Raw genomic sequence first — 15,584 nt, 5'->3', positions numbered from 1 at the left:
ATGGACGCCAAGCAGATCAGCAAACCCAAAGCCACGACACAGCGCAAAACCCAGGGACCTCCCAAATCCCGGCGCAAGCTGCGCAAGCCGGCCTACCTCCAGCGCAAGCTACAGGTCAGCGATCCCCAGGATGCCGAGGAGAAGGAAGCCGATGCCGTGGCGGCGGACGTCAGGCGCAGTGCCCGCCCGGCCCCGGACGAGGAAACCCCGCCGGTCGCTTCCGCCCAGCGCGTTGTCGGCCGCACCGTTGCGCGTCAGGCCGACGAAGAGGAAGAAGAAGCCATGATGCCGAAGGTTCGGCGTCAGGAGGAGGAAGAGGCCGCGCAGCCGAAACTCCAGCGGGAGGAAGAAGAGGAAGCCGCCCAGACCAAACTGATGCGCCAGCTCGAGGAGGAAGAGGAAACCGCGCAGACCAAACTATGGCGCAAGGGCGAAGAGGAGGAAGCCCAGACCAAGCTCCGGCGTCAAACGGGCGACGAGGAAGAAGAACCCTTGATGGCGAAACTCTGGCGGCAACAGGAGGAAGAACCCGAAGCGGCGGCGCCCAGCGAAGAGCAGGAGGAAACCTCCGCCGCCCTTTTGGAGCAGAAAATCCAGAACAGCCGCGGCAACGGCAGCCCGCTGCCCGATGCCGTCCTCAAGGACATGGAGCAGCAGTTCGGCAACGACTTCTCCCATGTCGTTATCCATAACGACAACGAGGCGGCGGAACTTTGCCGGGAGCTCAACGCACGGGCCTTCACCGTCGGCAGCGACATCTACTTCGCCCCCGGCGAATTCACGCCGGAAACCGAAGCGGGACGCGAACTGCTTGCCCACGAACTGACCCACGTGATCCAGCAGGGGCGACAGGTGGCGCGCAAGATCTATCGCGCCGGCGGTGCCGCAAGCGCGGCCGCACCGGCGGCGACTCCAACCGAGCGTGCCACGCAGCGCGGCGCGACGCTGGCGACCAACGGCGTACTGACTCACCCGACGCTCGGCGAAATGGACCGCAGCGCCCATACCATCACCCTGCCGCGAATCGACCTGCCGGGCGTGAAAAAGCCGTTCACGCCCCAGCCCTGCGTGATCGAAGCCGGGCGCACGCGGGACAATACCCAGAGCAGCGTCTGGGACGGCGCCGTCCAGGAGGGCAGCCTGGATTCGGCGCTGACCACCAAGGTTGCGGATGCGCCGAGCATGACCATCAACAACGAGCCGGCCTACTACCTCAAGCTGAAGCGTGAAAACCAGTTCATCATGGGGACCAAACCCCAGATCGTGCAGCAGCTCAAACGGCCGCGCTGGAATCGCCAGGGCAGCTTCCGTACCTACGACGTGGACCACAAGCGGGAATTCCAGCTCGGCGGCGCCGACGGTGACATCGCCAACTTCTGGCTGCTGGAATCCTCCGCCAACCGCAGCTCCGGCTCCAAGATCAACAACGAGCTGAACCGCAAGATCGACGACCTGCTGGCCCTCGGGCGTCATGTCTGGTCGGCCAACACCGTGCGCAGCAGCGCCATCAACGCCCGCGCCCGCGACGAGGTCACCATAACGCAGCACGGCGCCACCATGCGTGTCGCCGGGCACCCGGAAGACCATTACACCATCGACCAGATCAACTCCGGCGCCCATCTCAGCGGCCTAAACGTGCTCAACGAACGCCAGATCCGGCATTACAACCTGCAGGGCAGCCCGACCCGCATCGTGATTTTTTCCAACCCCAACGGCGGTCAGCGCGCCAGTATCCCCTGGCGCGAAGGTCAGCAGCAGGTCGAGCTCGGACAGGACCCCGGCTGGGGCTTCAGCGGTCGCAATTCCGCCGCCAGCATCCGCGTCACCCAGCTGAACTACCAGCAGGCCGCGGGCAGCACCGAAGGCGGTACCGGCACCGTCACCGGCTTTGCCTATAGTCAGAACAAGTATCTTCAGGGACAGCCCTTCACCTGGAATATCGTGCCGATGGCCGGCGTCATGTACGGCGGCGTCATCGATCCGTCCAGCGTCCAGGGCTGGGTTCGCAACCGGCTGCGCGCCAAGGGCTTCAGCCCGGTCGAGATCGACAACGCGCAGCTGCAGGGCGGCGTCGGACTGGTCGCCGGCGGCCAGATCAACTGCGACCTCCCGCTGCTGCGCGGCACCCGCATCGGCCTGAACATCACAGGCTCCGATGTCGAAGTGGACGCCACCATTCCGATAGACGGCATCAGCCTGCCCCGCCCCATCAGCATCACCCACAGCTCGCTGCGCATCTTCGCCGGCACGCGTGGCTTCGGGGCGGAAGGCATGATCGGCGTCGAGATCGAGAACCTGGGCTCAGGGGAGATCCGCGCCGGCATGTCGAGCGAGCAGGCGTTCGAGGCGCAGGGCAAGTTCAACTTCGACCCCAACCTGTTCGACCGGGCCGAGATCGACGCCTGGTACCGAAACGGTCAGTTCGGCGGACGCGGCACCATCGGCATCGACCAGCCCGACAAGATCAAGGGTATTCGCTCCGCCAACATCACCGCCGAGTACAACGAAGGCGCCTTCTCGGCGACAGGCGACGTGCAGCCGGACATCCCCGGCATCCAGCAGGCGGGGCTCAGCGTCGCCTACTCCGAGGAGGCCGGGCTGACCATCGGCGGCAACCTTCAGCTCACCGCCAACCCGGCGATTCGTTCGGGCTCTATCGACGTCACCGTCAACAAGCGCGGCGACGACTGGCGCGTCAGCGCCAGCGGTACCGCCCAGCCGGCCATTCCCGGCGTCGATTCCCAGCTCACCGTAAGCTACGACGACGGCGCCTTCACCGCCGAATTCAGCGGCGCCTTTCAGCGCGGCATGCTGTCGGGACGGGTGACCGTTGGCGCCACCAACCGCGCCGTCGGCGAGGACGGCCGCCCCAGCGGCGACCCGTTGCCGGAGGGGGCGCTGAATATCTATGGCTCGGGCTCCGCCACCATCCAGATCGCGCCCTGGCTGCAGGGCACCGCCGGGATCCGCTTCGACCCCAACGGCGAAGTGACGGTTTCGGGCGAGATCGGGATACCCAATGAAGTCGAGATCTTCGCCCGGCGCGAAATCAACAAGTCCATTTTCAATATCGCCGTGCAGGCACCGATCGTGCCCGGCATCGTTGCCGAAGTCGGCGGCGGTCTGAGCGCGGTCGCCGGCATCGGCCCCGGTGTGATCGACGAGATGCGTATCGGCATCACCTACAACCCGGCGCACGAGGAAAACACCCGGGTCACCGGTGACGCCCACCTGAGGGTACCGGCGGATGCCGGACTGCGACTCTCGGTCCGTGCCGGCATCGGCCTCGGCATTACCGGCGCCAGCGCCACCGGCGGTCTGGAAATCGGCGGCACCCTGGGAATCGAGGGCGCGGCCGAGGCCGGCGTCCACATCGACTGGACGCCTTCCGACGGTCTGGATATCAGCGCCAACCTGGCGGTCCACGCCCAGCCGAGCTTCACCTTCGATATTTCCGGTTACGTCAGCGTGCGCGCGCTGGGCTTCAGCGTTTACGATGAACGCTGGCAGTTCGCATCCTACACCTTCGGCTCCGGCTACCGCTTCGGTATCCGTCTGCCGGTGCACTACCATGAGGGCGAACCCTTCGACATCTCGCTGGACGATGTCCAGTTCGAGGTGCCCGATATCGATACCAATCAACTGCTGCGAGGCCTGATCGGGAGGATTGCCTGATGAACAGCGTTGCCGATTTTCTGAGACAGGGATTGCAGGCCCACGGCCAGGGTGACCTGGACGCGGCCGCGACAGCCTATCGCGCCGCGCTCGAGCTCGACCCCGACAGCGCCAGCGCGCACAACAACCTGGGCTTTCTGCTCAGCCAGCAGCAGCAATGGGAACCGGCACTGCTGCATCTGCGCAGTGCCATCGCGCTGGACCCAGGCTCATCGATGGCCCACTGTAACCTCGGGCAGGTCCTGATCGCGCTGCAGCAGGTCGAGGACGGCATGCGACACATCGAGCAGGCGGTGGCGCAGGACCCGGTCAATCCCATTGCCTGGGACGCACTGGCTCGTTTCAGGGTGCTGCTGGGAGATTTCACCGGCGGCGAATACGCCGCGCAGCGGGCCATCGGATTGCAGCCGGACGCCAGTCCGCTGTATGTGCGGCTCGGCATCGCCCAGGCCGCGCAAAAGCGCTATGCGGAGGCCCTGCGCAGCTACCAGAGCGCGCTGTCACTGGACCAGCGCAATGCAGAAGCCTGGGCCCAGTACGGCATCTGCTGTTTTCTCGGAAACAACTTCGGCGACGCCCGGCAGGCGTTGCACAATGCGCTGCACCTGAATCCTGCCGATGCCAATGCACTGCGCCACCTGGCGCTCACCGAGCTCAGTCTGGGCAACACGGAACAGGCCATGGCGTACCTGCAGCAGATCGTCGAGCAGATCCCGCAGGATGACGAGTCCCGCATAGAACTTGCGGTGCTGCACCTTTCGCGTCACGAGACCGCACAGGCACAGCAGATGCTCGACGGCGTTCAGCAGGCCAATCGCGACAGCAGCCGCTACCGCTTCTATCTGGCGCTGGCCAAGCAACAGAGTCATTCATTCGACGAATTCCGCACGCTGCTGTCGGATCTTGCACAGGGCAGCGACGGTTATGCCGACAAAGCGCGGGAAATACTGCAAAAGACACACTGAAACCTTTGCAATCAGCGGATTTGAGACTAGATTTTCCAATGGAGCACTACTGCGGTGTTAAAGCCTACGGGCTCGATGACGGCTGGAACAACTGAGCGAATGCGTGTCCAATAGTATCCGTAAGAAGGCGTGAAGAGGCATACCATGCTGTCCCATACGAGGGTCAGTGCCTCAAGGTAAAATTCCGGTTTCCCAAGGATTTTTCCGTCAACGGCATCGGCGGTAGGCTGGTGGGTCCGGCGAATCAACGGATCGACGATTCGATCGTGCAAGGTTCGGTTCAAGAGCGACTCTGCTTACGAAGTTTCCGCTATCTGGAGCGCCACCAAGTGTGTGCTCATCATGGAAAGTGGATACAGCTTACGAAGCGTTCAAGCTCAGCGAGTCCGTTCCAGTCGCGATTCAGAATTCAAGACTGTCGATTTTCCCCCCACCGGCGCGCTCAGCCTCCCCGCCTGTCGCTCCCCAACCCGCACCAACGGTCACACCGCCAGATACAGGCGGTTCGTCGCCGCGCGGCCGCGATCTGAACTGACCGCCGGCAATCCGCCGGATCGGATGCAGCGCCGCGTTCCGGACAGGCGTCTGGCGCAAGCATGCGCACGCTATCGGCTAAACTGCCAGTGAAGTCGTCGTACCAGCCCGGCGCCGGATTGCAAGCGCCCTGCCCCGTTCAGTGGGTGCAAGTCCGGCGCGAAAGGCGCTTTGGTCTGCGAGACGACAGGCTGGAGTGAACGAAGATGGCGATTAAAACAACCGTTGTCACGATCATCGCAGTGACCTGCGGCATCCTTTTGGTGGGCCTCGTCTATATCCGGCTCTACCTGGACCGGCATCTGGAAAGCATGCTCGCGGCAGCGCTTGGGCGCGAGGTCCGAATCGAGCAGGGCCTGTCCCTGCACTGGTCCCGCTCGCCGGGCATCACCCTGAAAGGGCTCTGGATCGGCAATCCGCAGTGGAGCAGCGGCGAATACCTGGCGCGAGCAGAACGCGCAACGGTGATGCTGAGCACATCCGCGCTGCTGCAGCGCCGCCTCGAACTGGAACAGGTGATGGTGCAGAACGCCGACGTCGCTCTGGAAGTCGCGGCCGACGGCCGGCAGAACTGGTCGTTCGGTGGCGACAACGCAGGCGAGGAGACGCCCGGCGTTGCGGTAAACGAATTGAGAATAGAGAACTCGCAGCTGAGTTACCGCTCTTCCGATGGCGTGGCCTATCGGCTCGGTATTGCCGGCATCGGATACAGGAAGCCCCCCGGTGGGCCGCCCGAGGTCGAAACAGACTTCACCTATAGAAATACCCTGATCCGCATTTCGACAGCCCCTGCCAAGCCCCAGGATCAGAAGAGTCCCGGCTGGCCGCTCAGTGGCCGGATCGAAATACCGGAAAGTCCCGCCATCGAGATGGCCGCGCAGCTGCAGATCACAGACTGCTGCTTGCAGCTTACGCAGATCGAGGTGACCAGTGACGGCAGCGATATCAGCGGCGAGCTGAGTTTCCCGCTGACGCAGGAGGGCCGCATAGGCGGATCCTTGAACTCGAATCTCCTCGATCTCCAGCCCTACCTCAGCCGGTCCGGGCAACCCGAGGACAAAGCGCTGCCGCTGCTGCAGCGCGAACTGCCGGAGGATATCCTGCAGGGGTTCAATGGCGCTCTCAAGCTCAGCATCGGACGGCTGCTGCTCGATACCTATGAACTGGAGCAGTTCGAGGCCGACGCAGACCTTGAGGACAGCCACCTCAAACTGATACTGGGCGCCGAGAACAGGCGCCTGAGCGCCGATATCGACCTCAAGCCGGCCAAGAGAGGCTGGCAGGCATCCGTCCAGCACAGTGGCAAGCTCGAGCTCAGCGAGCTGATCAACAGCGCTCAGCATGGCGGCGATGCGACGCGGGCCCCGCTGGAGGTGGAGTTCAATCTCAGGGGCACGGGATCATCGCTGAACGACCTGATCCAGTCCGGCCGAGGCCAGTTCCTGATGGTCGTTGGCGAGGGCAGATTGAGCAAGGCCGTTTCCGCGAAGCTGCCGCTTGGCGACGTTATCTATACCTTGCTGGGCGCGATTCTGCCGCAAGAACAGATCGGGGACCAGAGCAGGCTGGAGTGCGCCGTCATGCAGTTCGATATTGCCGAAGGCGTCGCAACCAGCAGCAAGGGCCTCGCCCTCAGAACCGGCCAGCTGAACGTGCTAGGGGGCGGCGCCGTCAACCTGCGCAGCGGCAAGATCCAGTTCCGCTTCAAAACGGCTCCAAGGCGTGGTCTTGGCATCGGATTTCTCGGCGTTGCCGACCGGCTGTTCGATGTCACCGGTACCCTGCAGAAACCCACCGCCGCCCTGAGCATGGAACGCACCGTGACGTTCGGCGCCATGACCTGGGCGACCTCCGGCCTGAATATACTCGCAAGCTCCATCCTGTCACGGCTGTCGGCATCATCCAATCCGTGCGAGATGGTGCTGCGGGGAGGCAAGTAAACGCCCGGACTCCGGCCGCGTCTTGAGGAGCCTGTGATTCACCGTTCTCCAGCCGTAGCGTTCCATTCGTAGGTTCCAGCGGAACTGCACTATGATTTTTAGGTAACGTACGTACAATCGAAATAGTTTCTCAGGTTCCTTGGCCGATTCACAAAGACTCGGCTCGAGCAAACGGCCAACCCGTGACACCGGCCGAATAGTTACCGGCGAATCGGAACGGCCAGACAGACGAGGCATCGATGCGCTGCGCCAATTGCGGATGCGGGACGTCGGAGAGCGCAACCTACTGCAGCCAGTGCGGTACCCTGCTGCTGCGTAGCTGTCCCCGCTGCGGCCATCGGGTCAATGAAGGCGCGAAATTCTGTGAAGCCTGCGGCGCTTCGCTCGGCGACCGGGCGTCAGCGACCGAACACCCCGAAAGGGCTGCCCCCATCGACTATACGCCCCGCCATCTCGCCGACCGCATTCGCGCCGAACAGGCCGCGCTGCAGGCGAGAGGCGCCGTGGCGGGCGAGCGCAAGATCATTACGGCCCTGTTCGCCGATATGGCCGGATCGACGTCGCTGATCGAGTACCTCGACCCGGAAGAGGTCCGGCGCCTGATCGATCCGGTGCTGGAATTGATGATGGAAGCGGTCCATCACTACGAGGGCTATGTCGCCAAGTCCCTAGGTGACGGTATTCTGGCCCTGTTCGGCGCGCCGATCGCCCATGAAGACCATGCCCAGCGCGCGCTCTTCGCCGCACTGCGCATGCGCGACGCCATGGCGCGTTATTCCGCCAGCCGCGGTATGGCGCAGGCTCGCCCGCTGCAGATCCGGGTTGGCATTCACAGTGGTGAAGTGGTGGTGCGTTCGATTCGCACCGAGGACCTGCGCACCGACTACGATCCGGTCGGGCAGACCATACACCTGGCCTCGCGCCTCGAGGGGCTGGCGAAGCCGGGATCCATCGTCCTCAGCGAGACGACCCACCGACTGGCCGAAGGCTATTTCGAGTGCCGCTCGCTGGGGGCGATAAAGGTCCGGGGCATCACCGAACCGGTCACGATCTTCCAACTGGAGGGTGTCGGTGCGATGCGCACCCGGCTGCAGGTTGCGGCACACCGTGGGCTCGTTCGCTTTACCGGCCGGCGGCGCGAACTGGCGCGGCTATCGAAGGCGCTGGCGCGGACACGCGAGCAACGGGGTCAGGTGGTTGGCGTCGTCGGCGAGCCGGGCGTTGGCAAGTCCCGTCTGTTTTTCGAGTTCAAGCAACTGTGCGAACGCGATTGCCGGGTACTGGAAACCTTTTCGGTGTCCCACGGCAAGGCCTTTGCCTACCTTCCTCTGATAGAGCTGCTGAAGAATTATTTTACGATTGGCGCCCGCGACGACAAGCGCCAATGCCGCGAAAAAGTGACCGCCATCTTGCAGGCACTGGATCCGGAACTCGAAGCGAGCCGGCGCTACCTTGATCCTCTGCTCGGCCTCGACGAGTCGCCGTCGGAGCTGTCGCAGATGGATCCGAGGCTCAAACGGCAACATACCTTCAAAGCGGTGAAACAACTGCTGATGCGCGAGAGCCTCGAGCAACCCCTGGTGATCATCGTCGAAGACCTGCAGTGGCTGGATCGCGAAACGCTGGCCTTTCTCGAGAGCCTGATCGAAGACGTTGCCGGCGCGCGGATCCTGCTGCTGGTGAACTACCGGCCCGAGTACCGCCACCGGTGGGAAGGATACCGCCATTTCCATCAGATCCGTCTGCAGCCGCTCGGGGGCGACGAATCCTCCGAACTGCTCGACACTCTGCTGGGCAAAGACGCCAGCCTCGCACCGATCAGGCCCAGGATCATGGAACAGACGGAAGGCAACCCCTTCTTTCTCGAAGAGGTGGTCCGGACCCTGGTCGAGGAGCAGGTGCTGTGTGGGGTACGCGGCCAATACCGGCTCAATCGACGCCCCGCCGCTCTGCACATTCCCACCAACGTTCAGGGCGTGCTGAGCGCTAGAATCGATCGTCTGCCACTGGCCCAGAAGGCTTTGCTCCAGACACTGGCCGTGATCGGCAAAGCATTTTCCTGGAGCTTGATGCGTTACCTCGTCGACCTCGAAGACGATGAGCTGCGCGACCTGCTGTCACAGTTGCAAAATGGCGAGTTTCTCTATGAGCGTCCGGCGTTTCCGGAAGTGGAGTACAGCTTCAAGCATGCCCTGACTCAGGAAGTCGCCTACGGCAGTCTGCTGAAGGAAAGGCGCGAAACGCTTCATGCAAGAACGGCGGAGGCCATCGAAACCCTTTTTGAGGGACACCTCGAGGACCATTGCAACGAGCTGGCGCACCACTACACCCAGGGACGAAACCTGCCCAAGGCCGTGCAGTTTCTGCATTGTGCCGGACGGCAGGCGGCACAACGTTCGGCCAACGAAGAAGCCATTGGACATCTTGGCCGGGCACTCGAGCTGCTGGAGGCGCTGCCCGATACGCCGGAGCGCGCCCGCACCGAGCTGGCACTGCAACTTTCCCTGGGTCCCAACCTGATCGCCGTTAGAGGCCATGCAGCGTCCGAGGTGGAACAGGCCTATCGGCGCGCCCTGGCGCTGCAGCGGCAAATGGGATCGACGGCCGACCTCTCCTTTATCCTGGCAGGGCTCAGGAACCATTACCTTGTACGTGCCGAGCACGAGACCGCCAGCGAGCTTGGACGGCAGCTACTCCGGCTGGCGGAGCAGGAAAAGGACCGCGATTTCCTGCTGGAGGCCCATTGCGCCCTGGGCTCGGTGCTCTTCTTCCTCGGCAGGCTCCAGGAAGCCTACGCGCATCTGTCAGAGGCGCTAAAGCTTTACGACGCCCGGCTCCACAGCCAGCACGCCACCCTTTACGGGCTCGAGCCCGGCGTCTGGAGCCGTTATCTGTTGGCGATGGTGCTGGAGCTGATGGGTGATTCGCGCCAGGCAGCACGCATGATGTCCGAGGCGACCGATATGGCACGGCAGCGCGGCCACCTTTTCAGTCTGGCCGCCACCCTCTGTTTCGCCGCAGAGCGGCACCGCTTGCGCCGGGAGGGCGAACAGGCTCAAGCCTGCGCAGAAGCGGCCATCGACCTCGCCCGGGAAAACAATTTTGCGATCTGGCTGCTTTACGGCAAGGTGCTGTCTGGATGGGCGATGGCGGAACGGACCGCCGGTCGCGAGGGTATCGAGCGGATTCGCGACGGGCTGGCCGCATTCCACCGGACCGAAACCCGGCTTTTCCATTCCCACTTTCTGACCCTGGAAGCGGATGCCCTCGGCAAGGCCGGCCTGATCGAAGAAGCATTGACGCAGTTGGCCGACGCCGAGCAAGTGCTGACCCGGCAGCAGGAACCGGTATTCGAGGCCGAACTCTTCTTACTCAAGGCCGAGCTCTTGACCCGGCAGACGCCCCTGGCGCAGCGCCGGCCCGATGAGGTCGAGTACGTCGAAGCCTGCTTGCGCCGATCCATCGCAACAGCCAGACACCAGGGCGCCCGACTGCTGGAGCTGCGAGCGGCCTTGGCACTAAGCGACTGCCTGAAGCACCAAGGGCGCGCCGAAGACGCTCACCGATCTCTCGCCCGCATTTGCGGCCTTTTCCCGGCCAGCGCCGATTACACCGACTTGAAAGCGGCAAGAGCCCGGCTCGCTCAAATGGGTTAAGAGCCACTTCAAATCGGCCAACCGCACCTACCAGAAGCCGGGAAGTTCCGTCGATCTGATCATTCCCAGATCGCCAGGACGCCTTCAGTCGTTAAAACTGAAAACCGCTGGACAAGCACGTCAGGAAATTTCGGAAAGCTTTTTCGCAGATTATCGGATTTCGCAGATTATCGAAAAGCGCTTCTTCGTAAGCGGGCGCTTACTGGGAATGCCGCGTGGATATTGGTGCCCGGGACCGGAATCGAACCGGTACGCCCGTGAAGGCGGGAGATTTTAAGTCTCCTGTGTCTACCAATTTCACCACCCGGGCGAAAAGAAATGGAGGCTGGAGTCGGAATCGAACCGGCGTACACGGAGTTGCAGTCCGCTGCATGACCACTCTGCCATCCAGCCTCGGATAGCGCCTTACGATGCGGGCTCAATCGTTGACGATTGGAGCGGGAAACGAGACTCGAACTCGCGACCCCGACCTTGGCAAGGTCGTGCTCTACCAACTGAGCTATTCCCGCCTGCTTCGTAAGTGCTGCGTATTATAGAGACCTCGGCGAATGTGTCAACACTGAAATAAAAGATTTTTTTCTTAGAGATTAAGCACTTAGGTCAAAAAACGTTCAAGCGACTCAATCTGGGCCTCTGCCTGCGAACGCGCGTGGGCATGCATACGCCCAAGAGGGGTCGCACGACGCCCTGGCCGTAGCAGTGACGGATACGCCGTACCGGGGCGTCGCTCCAGTCATCCCACGATTTACGTTTTTACCGCTAAAGCGCGAAGAACCATAAAAAAGCCGCAGGAGCCCGGCATCGGCCGGTCTCCTGCGGCTTCACGCTGATAACGCCGGTCTTTGGCGGTATCAGATATCCTCGCGCAGCAGCGGCCAGGCGGCCATCAGGTACTGCACCATCGACCAGAGGGTCAGCAGGGTGGCACCGTACAGCGCCGCGACACCGATCCAGGACAGTGTCGAGTACGGCGTAAAGGCGATCAGCAGCAGGATCGCGATCATCTGCAGCGTGGTTTTGACCTTGCCGATATAGGACACCGCGACGCTCGCGCGCTCGCCGATCTCGGCCATCCACTCGCGCAGTGCCGAAATCACGATCTCGCGGCCGATGATGATCATTGCCGGTATCGTGATCCAGGGCTCGTCGAAGGTTTCGACCAGCAGCACCAGGGCGACCGCGACCATCAGCTTGTCGGCAACCGGGTCGAGAAAGGCGCCGAACGGCGTTGACTGGTCGAGGCGCCGCGCCAGATAGCCATCGAACCAGTCGGTCAGCGCCGCCAGACCGAACACCATCGCGGCAGCCAGCGGCGACCACGCCTGCGGCAGATAATAGAGCAGCACGAAAACGGGGATAAGGAGAATTCGCGCAAGGGTCAACAGATTAGGGATTTTCATGTACTACAGCTTACCTGCTGCTAGAAGCCTTTTTGAATCAGTTTTTCAGCAGTAGAACAATCTTCAGTTCGACAGGCTTCTAGGGATCTGGATGTAGCGCGGCGTAGATTTCCTCCGCGAGCTTGCGGCTTATGGTAGAGACTTTTGCAATTTCTTCAACACTCGCGCGCTCCACTTCCGCCGCGCCACCGAAATAGCGTAACAACTCCCGCCGTCTTTTCGGACCGACGCCGGCGATGCCTTCGAGCCTCGACTGGCGCCGCGCCTTCCCGCGCCGCGCGCGGTGGCCGGTGATGGCGAATCGGTGGGCCTCGTCGCGGATGTGCTGTATCAGGTGCAGCGCCGGCGCATCGCCCGCCAGGGTGATCTCCTCGTTGCTGTCGGCCAGCACCAGCACTTCGAGTCCGGCGCGCCGGCTCGGGCCCTTGGCGACGCCGACGATCAGTACCTCGTCGATCTGCAGTTCCTGCAGCACCTCGCGTGCCTGGGTGACCTGTCCCTTGCCGCCGTCTATCAGCAGGATATCGGGCAGCTTGCCCTCGCCCTTCTTCAGCCGCGTATAGCGTCGCGACAGCGCCTGCTGCATCGCGGCATAGTCGTCGCCGGCGGTAATGCCCTCGATATTGAAATGACGGTAGTCCGATTTGAGCGGTCCGTTGCGGTCGAACACCACGCAGGAGGCGACCGTGGCCTCACCCGAGCTGTGACTGATATCGAAGCACTCGAGACGTTGCGGCACCGCATCCAGCCCCAGAGTCTCCTGAAGCACGAGAAAACGATTGTAGATGTTCTGCTTGCTGGCCAGGTGACTGGCGAGCTGCTGCTCGGCGTTGGTCTGCGCCAGGCGTTGCCAGCCGGCCTTGTCACCCCGGACCCGGTGCTGCAGTGCCACCTTGCGCCCGCGACGCTGTGCCAGCGCCTGCTCCAGCGCCTCCCCGTCCTCCAGCGCAAACGGCACTATCACCTGGTCGGGAATCTCCCGCGCGGAACCGAGGTACCACTGCGCCAGAAACGCCGACAGCACGCCGGCCTCGCTGTCCTCGACCGAAACCTTGGGATGAAACACCTTGCTGCCGATGATTCGCCCGCCGCGAACGTATAGCATGTGCACGCCAACGGCGCCGGCCTTGAGCGCGCAGCCGACGACGTCGGCATCGCCGTCCATGCCGCTGACGTACTGCTGTTCCTGAATGCGTTGCAACTGGGAAATCTGGTCGCGGTAGCGGGCTGCCTGCTCGAAGTCGAGACGCGCCGCGGCCGCGTCCATCTGTTGCGCCAGCTCCTGCATCACCGCCTGGCTCTTGCCGTCGAGAAACATGGTGGCATGGCGCAGATCGTCGGCATACTGCTGCGGCGTCACCAGTTCGACACAGGGGCCGGTGCAGCGGTCGATCTGGTACTGCAGACAGGGGCGCGAGCGGTTGCGGAAAAAACTGTCCTCGCAGGAGCGGATGCGAAACAGCTTCTGCATCAGGTTCAGCGTCTCGCGCACCGCACCGCCGCTGGGATAGGGGCCGAAGTAACGGCCTTTTCTGCGCTTGGCGCCGCGATGAAAGCGTACCGCCGGATAGGTGTCCCGGTCCGACACGAAGATGTAGGGGTAGGACTTGTCGTCCCGGAGCAGGATATTGTAGGGCGGTCGCTGCTCCTTGATCAGGTTCTGTTCCAGCAGCAGCGCTTCGGTCTCGCTGTTGGTTACGGTCACCTCGACGTGGGTGATGCGCGCCACCAGTGCCCGGGTTTTCGGCGCCAGGCCCGTGCTGCGAAAATAACTGCTGACTCGCTTTTTGAGATTCTTGGCCTTGCCGACATAGAGGATCTCGCCGTCGGCGCCATACATCTGGTAGACACCGGGCCGGGAGGTCAGGCGCGTTAAAAACGCTTTGGCATCGAAGCTCCGGGAGATGGTTTCAGTCACAACTCGATTGCAGTCCTGTGGTCGGAATCAGCTGGTGGCTTTTTCGGATCTGTCCAGGTGGTCGGCCTTGTTGGCGTCCATATGCAGATGCAGCGCGCGCTTGTGGATCTCCTGCAGAGTCTCGCGGGTATCATCGCTGATACCGGCGCCGCGGGACAGGGACACTTCCAGGTAGACACCGATCTCGGCAAAATAGTAGAGGCGCGCGTCGAATGTCTTGGCTCTTTTGAGCTTGCTCAGCGCCAGCTGGGCTCCGTTGACCAGGATGTAGTTGATATCGTTATCCGATACCATCAGTCTGCGCTCGCGGGCGCTTACCGGCGTGGTGTTGGTGGAGCGTTTCTGGACAAACGTCATCGCGGCATATCTTCCTTTGCATCACAAAACAGGGAGTTTACCAAGCTTTTGAACTCACTGGATACGGCCAAAGCCGGGCGACAACTGTTCGACGAGCTGCTGCATGAACCCGATGCGCTGCGGCGCGACCGCCTCTGGACGCTGAGGGCACCGGCACTGATGCGCAGCGCCCTGCCGTCCCTTGCCGGTATCGGCGTCCCCTCAGCCGTTCCCGACAGCGCGCCCGAGCCCTCCCGGCAGCGTCGGCTCGGATTCTACTTCGAAGACCTGGTCGCGGAGCTGCTGCAGGACGGCGTCGACGACCTGCATCGCAATATGCAGTGCCGCACGGAGGGTCGCACCCTCGGCGAGTTCGATTTCGTCTATCGCCACCTGGGGCGCTGGCACCACCTCGAGGCTGCAGTGAAATTCTACCTCTGCGTGGGCGACGGCAGCGAACTGGAGCACTTCGTAGGTCCCGGGCTTCGCGACCGGCTCGATATCAAGTGGCAGCGCCTGCAGCAGCACCAGCTGCTGCTGTCGCAAAGCCCCGCAGGCCAGCAGCAGCTGGCAGAAATTGGCGCCGACAACCCCGCTATCGAGCTGCTGATGCCGGGATACCTGTTCTATCACAGCACAGCCGGGGACATCGCGACCGGGATACCTCGCCGGCTGCACCCGGAGATCAGTCCCGGGCACCTGCGGGGGTTCTGGTGCACGCTTGCCGAGTTCCAAAGCCGGTCACCAGCGCCGGCCGAAGGTTTCAGCATCCTGCCCAAGCTCTCCTGGCTGTCCCCTGCCCGGCTCGATCCGGCAGAGGTGCTCGATCTGCCGTCGCTGCTCGACCGGCTCGCGCATCAGGCCGGGCCGTTGCTGGTCAGTCTGTTACGGCCGTCCGGCAGTGGCGACGACTGGGTCGAACACTCGCGAGGCTTCGTGGTGCCGGACAGCTGGCCAGAACGGGCACGTGCTGCTGCCGACTTGTAGGGTGCCCTGAGCTTGCGAACCGCACCGCCCGCCGCTTTGGTGCGGTTCACTCCGTTCACCGGCACCCTACGGGCCCGGGATCGCCTCTATGGCGAAGCCGTTTCGTCGTGACTGCGCGAAAAAGCCGGCACGTGGGCACGGATGTAGGGTGCCGGTAAGCCTGCGAACCGCAC

8 protein-coding genes and 3 tRNA genes are annotated in these 15,584 nt (G+C 62.9%); 5 read left to right on the top strand and 6 right to left on the bottom strand.

Annotated elements, in window-relative coordinates; genetic code table 11:
• The 4 genes from IEX85_RS01425 (at position 1) to IEX85_RS01410 (ending at position 10,770) form a co-directional block, all read left to right on the top strand.
• A complete protein-coding gene (locus IEX85_RS01425) occupies positions 1-3,675 on the top strand; it encodes an eCIS core domain-containing protein (protein WP_188857557.1) in 3,675 nt (1,224 codons plus the stop codon).
• The gene (locus tag IEX85_RS01420) at positions 3,675-4,640 is read left to right on the top strand and encodes a tetratricopeptide repeat protein (RefSeq protein ID WP_188857555.1); all 966 of its coding nucleotides are present in this window, start codon (positions 3,675-3,677) and stop codon (positions 4,638-4,640) included. The genes IEX85_RS01425 and IEX85_RS01420 overlap by 1 nt, the downstream gene beginning before the upstream one ends.
• A gap of 740 nt (positions 4,641-5,380) precedes the next feature.
• Positions 5,381-7,114 (top strand): AsmA family protein, encoded by a 1,734-nt coding sequence (locus IEX85_RS01415; RefSeq protein WP_188857554.1) that lies wholly within the window; start codon positions 5,381-5,383, stop codon positions 7,112-7,114.
• A 239-nt stretch (positions 7,115-7,353) separates the two neighbouring features.
• The gene (locus IEX85_RS01410; protein WP_188857552.1) at positions 7,354-10,770 is read left to right on the top strand and encodes an adenylate/guanylate cyclase domain-containing protein; all 3,417 of its coding nucleotides are present in this window, start codon (positions 7,354-7,356) and stop codon (positions 10,768-10,770) included.
• A gap of 223 nt (positions 10,771-10,993) precedes the next feature.
• Here IEX85_RS01410 and IEX85_RS01405 read toward each other — a convergent pair.
• The 6 genes from IEX85_RS01405 to IEX85_RS01380 form a co-directional block, all read right to left on the bottom strand.
• A tRNA-Leu gene (locus tag IEX85_RS01405) sits at positions 10,994-11,080 on the bottom strand.
• Positions 11,081-11,089: 9 nt separating this feature from the next.
• A tRNA-Cys gene (locus IEX85_RS01400) sits at positions 11,090-11,163 on the bottom strand.
• A gap of 40 nt (positions 11,164-11,203) precedes the next feature.
• Positions 11,204-11,279 (bottom strand) — tRNA-Gly (locus IEX85_RS01395).
• Positions 11,280-11,621: 342 nt separating this feature from the next.
• Entirely contained in the window at positions 11,622-12,170 is a 549-nt protein-coding gene (gene pgsA / locus IEX85_RS01390; protein WP_188857550.1) for a CDP-diacylglycerol--glycerol-3-phosphate 3-phosphatidyltransferase, read from the bottom strand.
• A gap of 79 nt (positions 12,171-12,249) precedes the next feature.
• Entirely contained in the window at positions 12,250-14,088 is a 1,839-nt protein-coding gene (uvrC, locus tag IEX85_RS01385; RefSeq protein ID WP_268238054.1) for an excinuclease ABC subunit UvrC, read from the bottom strand.
• A gap of 27 nt (positions 14,089-14,115) precedes the next feature.
• Positions 14,116-14,445: an excinuclease ABC subunit C gene (locus IEX85_RS01380; protein ID WP_188857549.1), complete on the bottom strand. Its 330-nt coding sequence runs from the start codon at positions 14,443-14,445 to the stop codon at positions 14,116-14,118.
• 48 nt (positions 14,446-14,493) lie between these two features.
• Between IEX85_RS01380 and IEX85_RS01375 the strand changes: the two genes are divergently transcribed.
• Positions 14,494-15,411 carry a DUF1853 family protein gene (locus IEX85_RS01375; RefSeq protein ID WP_188857547.1) on the top strand — a complete coding sequence of 306 codons (918 nt, stop codon included), beginning with the start codon at positions 14,494-14,496 and terminating at the stop codon, positions 15,409-15,411.
• Positions 15,412-15,584: the final 173 nt, after the last annotated feature.

Origin of the sequence: Marinobacterium nitratireducens (assembly GCF_014645375.1) — a bacterium.
Taxonomy (GTDB): domain Bacteria; phylum Pseudomonadota; class Gammaproteobacteria; order Pseudomonadales; family Balneatricaceae; genus Marinobacterium_A; species Marinobacterium_A nitratireducens.
This window is presented reverse-complemented; position numbering and strand designations above follow the sequence as displayed.